Source organism: Desmonostoc vinosum (genome assembly GCF_059505385.1).
On sequence record NZ_JCACKM010000237.1, the window covers coordinates 1 to 7,415 of the forward strand.

General features: G+C 40.6%; 7 protein-coding genes. 2 read left to right on the forward strand and 5 right to left on the reverse strand.

Translation table 11 applies throughout. The features are described from left to right. Window positions 1-111: 111 nt before the first annotated feature. Window positions 112-1,329, reverse strand: coding sequence for an ABC transporter permease DevC (gene devC, locus AC5JMF_RS27285; RefSeq protein WP_495798843.1), 1,218 nt, complete (start codon window positions 1,327-1,329; stop codon window positions 112-114). Window positions 1,330-1,416: 87 nt separating this feature from the next. Here devC and AC5JMF_RS27290 point away from each other — a divergent pair, with 87 nt between their 5' ends. After that, a complete protein-coding gene (locus AC5JMF_RS27290; protein WP_495798844.1) occupies window positions 1,417-1,653 on the forward strand; it encodes a helix-turn-helix domain-containing protein in 237 nt (78 codons plus the stop codon). Window positions 1,654-1,658: 5 nt separating this feature from the next. Then, window positions 1,659-2,816: a DNA cytosine methyltransferase gene (locus tag AC5JMF_RS27295; RefSeq protein ID WP_495798845.1), complete on the forward strand. Its 1,158-nt coding sequence runs from the start codon at window positions 1,659-1,661 to the stop codon at window positions 2,814-2,816. On the opposite strand, the gene AC5JMF_RS27300 is transcribed toward AC5JMF_RS27295, so the two are convergent. The 4 genes from AC5JMF_RS27300 to AC5JMF_RS27315 all read right to left on the reverse strand — a co-directional run bounded on the left by AC5JMF_RS27300 (window position 2,817) and on the right by AC5JMF_RS27315 (window position 6,802). After that, window positions 2,817-3,335, reverse strand: a complete 519-nt coding sequence (locus tag AC5JMF_RS27300; protein ID WP_495798846.1) for a hypothetical protein — start codon at window positions 3,333-3,335, stop codon at window positions 2,817-2,819. Window positions 3,336-3,454: 119 nt separating this feature from the next. Next, window positions 3,455-4,636 (reverse strand): HlyD family secretion protein, encoded by a 1,182-nt coding sequence (locus AC5JMF_RS27305; protein WP_495798847.1) that lies wholly within the window; start codon window positions 4,634-4,636, stop codon window positions 3,455-3,457. Window positions 4,637-5,173: 537 nt separating this feature from the next. Then, window positions 5,174-6,274 (reverse strand): Gfo/Idh/MocA family protein, encoded by a 1,101-nt coding sequence (locus tag AC5JMF_RS27310; protein WP_495798849.1) that lies wholly within the window; start codon window positions 6,272-6,274, stop codon window positions 5,174-5,176. Between the two features lie 60 nt (window positions 6,275-6,334). Continuing rightward, window positions 6,335-6,802 (reverse strand): DUF4870 domain-containing protein, encoded by a 468-nt coding sequence (locus AC5JMF_RS27315; RefSeq protein ID WP_495798848.1) that lies wholly within the window; start codon window positions 6,800-6,802, stop codon window positions 6,335-6,337. Window positions 6,803-7,415: the final 613 nt, after the last annotated feature.

Below are 7,415 nucleotides of genomic sequence, written 5' to 3' on the forward strand. Positions count from 1 at the left end.
CAATAACCCACAAAAGACAGTTTTTAATGTTTTTGTATCCCTACTCCCCACTCCCCACTCCCTACTCCCTACTCCCTGTTTTGGTAATTTTAGAGAATTGGGATAATGTCCTTAGAATACGTCGGCGGGATCAGCAGAACGGAGTTTAGTGGTGGCGATCGCACCAGACACAGCACACATAATAATAGTTAAAATAAATACCTGAATGGCTACACTCGCTTTCATAGTTAAGGGAATTCTGGTGAGTGTTGCCAGCAATTGATAGATACCTAATGAGGCGACAAAACCAGGGATAAATCCCATCACACCAAGAATTACAGCTTCTTGCAATACTACTAATAATAAGGCGCGATCGGCGTAACCCATAGCCTTGAGGGTGGCGTACTCTGATAGGTGATCGCTGACATCTGAATAAAGAACTTGATAGAGAATAATTACCCCCACAATAAAGCCGACAATCGTACCAAACTTGAGGATAATTCCCTCTGGTTGTGATTCGTAAAACTGCTGTTCTCGTTGAATTAATTCCTTGTGGGTAAGCACGTTAATATCTGAGGGAAGACTTTGACGCAACTGTGTTTGAACTGCGCTGAGATTTGCGCCTTTCTCCAAAGTAACTACCCCTACTCGAACTTGCTTGAGGCTATCTTGCCCATTGCGTTGAGCATAATTCCAGTCACTCATAATCACATTACCTTTATCATTCAGGGAACTGCCTATACTGAAGAGTCCAACTACATAGATACGGCGATTGTCCATGATAGTTGCTAACTCTTTTTGATTAGCAAGTATTTGAGGGATTTCACCTAAAGAAGGTTGGGATAAGCGATCAAATAACACTACATTTGGTGCAGTTAATTTTGCTAGTTGTTGATTTACCTCTGGTAACTTCAAAACAGATTGCACAGGATTAAAAGCAATAACCCTGACTTCGTTACCAAAGAAACTTCCTCGACGGCGTTTTTGATCGGAGTTATCTGGCCTAGATAATTGATTGGGATTTACCCAATTTGCCCTACTAATATAAACAGGGCTAACATTGGTAACACCATTGATTGCAGATGCTTGATAAATGTAAGCAAGAGGAAAAGATATCCTGAAGTTTAAACTTGGGCTGAATGAGGATAACAATAGCAAATCTCCACCTAAGTTTTCATGTAGGCGAGTTGACCCCTCTGTCAACATTGCTAGGAGTCCTAGCTGGGTAAACATGAGAATATTGGCAAAGCATACGCCTGTGGTTGCGACAGCCAAGCGAACCTTTTGATGAGATAACTGTGCCCAAGCTAGAGGAGTTTCTATTGAGATTTTGAGTAGGGGGAATTTCACTAGCAACTATGAGGTAGACTATACAACCAAGAATTTACTACACTGTTCTTGATTATTATAGTCAAAATGGCTATAATAATTAATTAAATGACCTATTTAAACATTAAACAATTAGGAAAACTAGCTCGTAAGCTTCGTGAACAGGCTAGCTTAAGTCAGGTTGAAGCTGCTCAAATTATTGGTTCTTGCCAATCAAATGTAAGTGCGGCAGAACAGGGCAAAAGCAGTAGATATGCGAATGTTGCAATTAAGCTAGTCCAGATTATTGGACAAAAAAGTGTTACAGGGCCGTTTTTCTACGTTCAAGATTCCTTAGATGACTAAAGCAAATGAAGCTTGAAAAAACAGCAGCAGACTTTTTTGCAGGAATTGGTCTTGTCACAATGGGTCTTTTAAAGCAAGGATGGCAGGTCAAGTATGCTCTTGATCATAATGAAGAAAAATGCTTAATGTATCAAGGAAATTTTGGAGGAGAGCATTATCACTGTAAAAATATTAAAGAAATAACAGGAGCTAAAGTTCCTCAAATAACTTTAGCTCATGCATCTTTTCCATGTACTAACATCTCCGTTGCAGGATCTAGGAGTGGATTGCATTCTGGAGAATCATCTACTTTCTGGGAATTTATTCGACTTATTAGTGAAATAGGTGAAATTCATTCAATGAATAAACCTCCTTTAATTCTTATTGAGAATGTAGAAGGTTTTCTAACTTCCGGGTACAGAAAAGATCTAATTATTGCTTTAAAAGCTTTAAATAATCTTGGTTATGCAGTCGATATTTTAGTTATTGATGCTGCTCACTTTGTTCCGCAAAGCAGGGTACGTCTATTTATAGTAGGTAATCTGTTTGGTTTATCACACACTTCCAATGACATAGAACATATAATGAGTCAGCAGACCTGTGCAAGACCACAAAAAGTTAAAGATTTTATTGCTGCTAATCCAACAATTAGATGGAACCTTCGTAATTTACCAGACTTGCCTCAAAGAACAATATGTTTAGCTGATATTGTTGATCAAACTGAGAAATGGTGGACGAAAGAACGAACAGAGTATTTATTCAATCAAATGTTCGAGCGTCATAAAGCCCAAATTCGTTTAATGATGCAAAATGAGTATTGGTCATATGGAACTGTCTTTCGGCGTACAAGGATACGTGATTGCACTAAACAATCAACGGCCGAATTAAGAATTGATGGAATCGCAGGATGTTTACGAACTCCTAAAGGCGGAAGCGCACGTCAAATTATTGTCAGATCTGGTAAAAGGTGTTTTGATGCTAGGTTAATTAACGCTCGTGAAAGTGCGTGTCTTATGGGGGCACCAGAGTACTTAATCCCTCAGAATGTTTCATTTAACAATATACTTTTTGGCTTTGGTGATGCTGTTTGCGTTCCCGTGATTGAATGGATTGTTAAAAATTATCTTAATCCACTTTTTGATGAATTAAATAGCACGTTGAAAGCTTCCCTACCTACTGCCTAACTAATCTTGCGGAAATATTAATATTCCATCTTGAATATTCATAACCACTTGACCATGTGTTTTTACTGTACTGTAGCTGATACTTTTGCGGTATCGACGATTAGATTCTTGATTGCTGTAGCGTTCCTCTAAACCGGGCAACCAACTTTGGAAAATTTCTAAAAGAAAATCTCCAGGAAGTTGGCGAACTGTAATATTTCTATAATCTCGACTGTAGGATACAAACACATGATCTACAATCATGTCTTTTAAAAGCTTGCCCTGACCTGTTTTAAGATGATACTGATACTCAAATGAATTAGTATCAAGACTAGATTTTATCTCATAATTGTTAAGGTCAGCTCCATAGCTGCCAGTACCTCTATCTCCAGTTAAGATAGCACCGAACAACTCCCAAAGCTGTGGCGAAATGCTTCCAGGAATTCGTATATTATATTCTCTCAATAAACTAATAAGTTCTTGGTTGTAAATGTATTTTTTATAAAAATCATATGCCTCTTGTATACTCAATTTTGTCATAGCCGAAAGTCAAGTAGGAGAAAAGCAGTGTCGATATGCAAATAGAAACCTTAAATTTTGTAGCAAGATCCCGCAGGGTACGAAACATTTTGCATTCTTTAATAATTCCCTTCATCTCCTCAAATATCTATTTTGACTCGCACTTGCATACCAGTTAAGGTGGCTACTTTTGGGCTATCTTTGGGATCGATGCGGATTTTTACTTCTACTACACGGGCATTGACATCGGTGGTTGGGTTATTTTGGTCTTGATTGAGGCGGGTTTTGCCAATTTGTAAACCTATTTGAGCGACTTTGCCATGAATCTCGCCACTGAAGCCGCCATACTCGCTGTTAATTGTTGTTTGCTGTCCTCGGCGGACTTTGACGATATCAGTTTCGTAGACTTCAGCGATCGCGTACATCTGTTTTGTTTGTCCGAGTTCGGCAATTCCCTCTTGGGTATTCACCTGTTCACCAACACGAGTGTTGATTCGCAAAATTTGCCCGGCGATGGGTACTCTTACTTGTGTATCTTCTAATACTGCTTTGTTCTGTTCTACCTGGATTTGTGCTTGTTCTAGTTCGGCTTTAGCAATTTGCACATCAACTGGCCGCACTTCCTGTAATCGCTTGAGGTTTGCTTTTTCTTTAGCAAGTTGTGCCTGGATAGTGGATGTAGTATTTTCTAATTCGGCTTGATTTTGCGAGAGTATGGCTTTCGCCCTGTCAAATTCTTCTTGGGCATCGTCTAGCTCAGAACGCTTAACTGCCCCTTCTTGGGCTAGGGTAACATAGCGTTGGTATTTTAACTCTGCATTGCGAATGGTGGCTGCGGCTTGGGCAATTGTTGCTTGTCGCTGTTTGGTTTCTGTGCGGAATCGTGCCTCCAACTCAGTGATTGCTGCACGCTGGGCGGCAATTTCTCCTTGTTTGGCATCTCCTTGCTGAATTTTCAACAATTGCGATCGCTTAATTGCTACATTTGCCTGAGCATCCCTCAATTGCTGTTCAGCTCGATTCTGTCCTTGGAGAACGGCAATTACTTGATTTGTCTTCACAAAGTCGCCCTCTTTCACCAAAATTTGGTTAACACGGCTATCTTGAGCATTCACTACCGATATCTTAATCACGTCTCCCTCTGGTACTAACTTCCCTAAAGCCACTACTTGAGTAGAAGTAGCTATTTGAGTGGACACAGGAGAATCACGGACATTACTCTGAGCCTGCATAGAACCGCAGGCAGTACACAAGGCGAAAATGGCTGTGTAAGTCGCACATTGCCGAAGCACAGCAGATAAACTTTGCAGAGACTGAACCATAGCTATTTGGGGCTATATGGCTTTTGGCAGATGTTTTGATTTTTACATTAATTTACAAACATACCTGGCTGTAGACTCTAGCAATATCTGTGAAGTTCCCATAAATAAACGATGTATTTTTGCCTGTCTATTTAATTTACGAAACGTTGATGACGCGGAGATAGGGAGACGCGGTGAGACAGCGAGTAAAGGAGGGTTTCCCTCCGCAGGCGACTGCGTTAGCGAGCTTGCGAGCGTCACCCGAAGGGGGACAAGGGAGAAATTTTTATGATAAGTGATTAGCCAGACATGATAAGCTGTTCCATATATAACTTGCATAATTAGGGCGGGCAAGATGCCCACCCCACAAGAGTTTTATTTAATTTGATTATGTAATTTAGATGTTTTTTAGCTTATAACACGCAAAGGCAAGGCAGCGCGGTCTTGGGGAGCCACTGCGTTGCTCTGGTCGAGAGAGTTGAAGCAAATGGCGTGGTTTCCCTCATGAGCGACTGCCGCGCCAAGAAGAACGCAAAAAGAACGATTTTTGCAAGAAGTCTAATCTTTATCTAAAAAAGCTTCTAAACTTGGGACATCTACCCAAGTTGCTGTGGTGTGAGATTGATGGGATAAGTCCATGAGTAATTGAGAGTAAACCCCTTCTCGCAAGGATGGTATGGTTTGCTGCTGGCGTTTGATTCCTTGTACCCATTGGTCGATGACGCGAATAAATGCAGAGATACGTCCGTCAGCGTGGTTTTTGGGGAAGATTAATCGGTTGGGTATTTCTATTTCTGTCAGAGGTTTACCTGGCTGGGAACCCCAAAGGCGAAAGCCATGTATGTAATCTTTCTGGTTTTCACTGCCTAAGACTAATGTAGCGCGATCGCCATACACTTCTATCCAATGTGTCCTTGATGCATGAACAACTGCGCTGATAGCAACTTGGCAAGGTGTTCCATTGGCTAATTCTAGTGATAGTAGACAGTTATCATCTGTTTCTACTGGCTTGATTTCGCCGCTACTGGGGTCAATTCTTGTAGGAATGGCGGTATTTAAATGGGCGCTTAATCTGCGTACTGGCCCAAATAGCCAGTGAATATAATCGAAGGTGTGGGAACCTAAAGACCCCAATGCACCACCCCCTTTTTCTTTGGAGGAATACCAATTCCAAGGACGGGAGGTATCAGCACGAGAGGAACCTAACCAGTCAATTTTAATTAAGCGTAAATCACCTATATAACCTTGTGATAACAGTTCAGACAAGAACTGCCATCCTGGGATGAAGCGAAATTCAAAGTCTACGGTTGCGATTACGCCTTTGTTTTTTGCTAATTCATACAATTCTTTGGCTTGGACTACGTTTAAGGTAACGGGTTTTTCGAGTAACAAATGCTTGTGTGCTTGTAGCACAGTTTTCGCCATTTCATAGTGCAAAAACGGTGGTGTAGATATACTAACTGCTTGTACTTCTGGTAAAGCAACAATCTCTGCGATTGTGTCACAGGCGTGGGGAATATGATGGGATGCTGCTATAGCTTTGGCTTTGTTGATATCCCGATGATAAACAGCAACCACCTCAGTCTGTGGATGTGCTTGAAATCCAGGAATGTGAACTTTTTGACCAAATCCAGTGCCGGCGATCGCAACCCCAATCATAAGCAACTACTTAGAAAGCCTCGTCGCATCTTACCATAATTATTCTTTATCAAAGCTTTTTTACCGTAAAAGTCGCATCGTCAAAGGATAGCGAAAATGCTCGCCTCTGTAAGCTTTAATAGCAGCAAAAGTTACTAAAAATGATTGTAGTAACATTACCAATAAAATTAACAACATAAACATAATTAGTAAACTATCTAAAGTTGTCTTCATTTCATTTCCTGTGCCATTAGCAGTCACTGCTATACCACAACTAGTTAACACTAGAAACAAGGAGATGAATATGACAACTAAGGTATAAAATGTTAAAGATATTTGAAAGTTTAAAGATTCTTTGCCTTGTAAATCAATCCAGGGATACTGTGATTTTTTAAATCGCCAAATTACCAGCGGTGCTAAAAGGTTCAGAGGTAAATAAAGAGGAATACCGAGAAACACTAAAAAAAATAGCAACATCCACGCCAACAATGCTGAGAGATGACACAACATCGCCCATATCCGCATTTGTTGTTTGGGTTTTTCTCTCATAGCTTTTTCTGTTGAGATGGATTTATCGCGTAATTCTCCAATTTAACTATATGCCTACAGTCAACCCATTGATAGAAAATTTTTATAAATTGGGGTTGTAACTCAGCTACAGCAAGACTTTCAATCATCTCAAACAACTAGCTAGACAGTAATCTATTTAAAAGGGAACAGGGAATAGGGAACGCTTAAGCGGGAAATCTCTATCATCGAAACAATCGGGTCTAAAACCGAACTTCGTCCCGCTACGCTAACGCCTTTAAAGACGAAAAGTTGTGAAGCAAGGTATAGATTCCCATTACAAAAAGGTTAAAGTCATGCACATTTAAATTGACTATCTCATTGCGACGCAAGCCATTATCCCAAAGTCACCGCAGTAGTGCATAATTGCGCTTGCCTTGTAACAGAGGGGCTTGAAACCAGAAATTACGCGCTTCGCAGCGGTAGCGTTAGCGAGTCATCGAGCGTCGGTACGAGCGTCAGCGGTAGCGACACAGGAGCGTCGCGTCATTACGAACTTGTACTGAGCAAAGTCGGAAGTTTTACGAATTATTTGGTCAATAGACCTCTTGCAAAAGTTGGATACTCGCCAGAAAATAAATTTTCTGGCTGATAA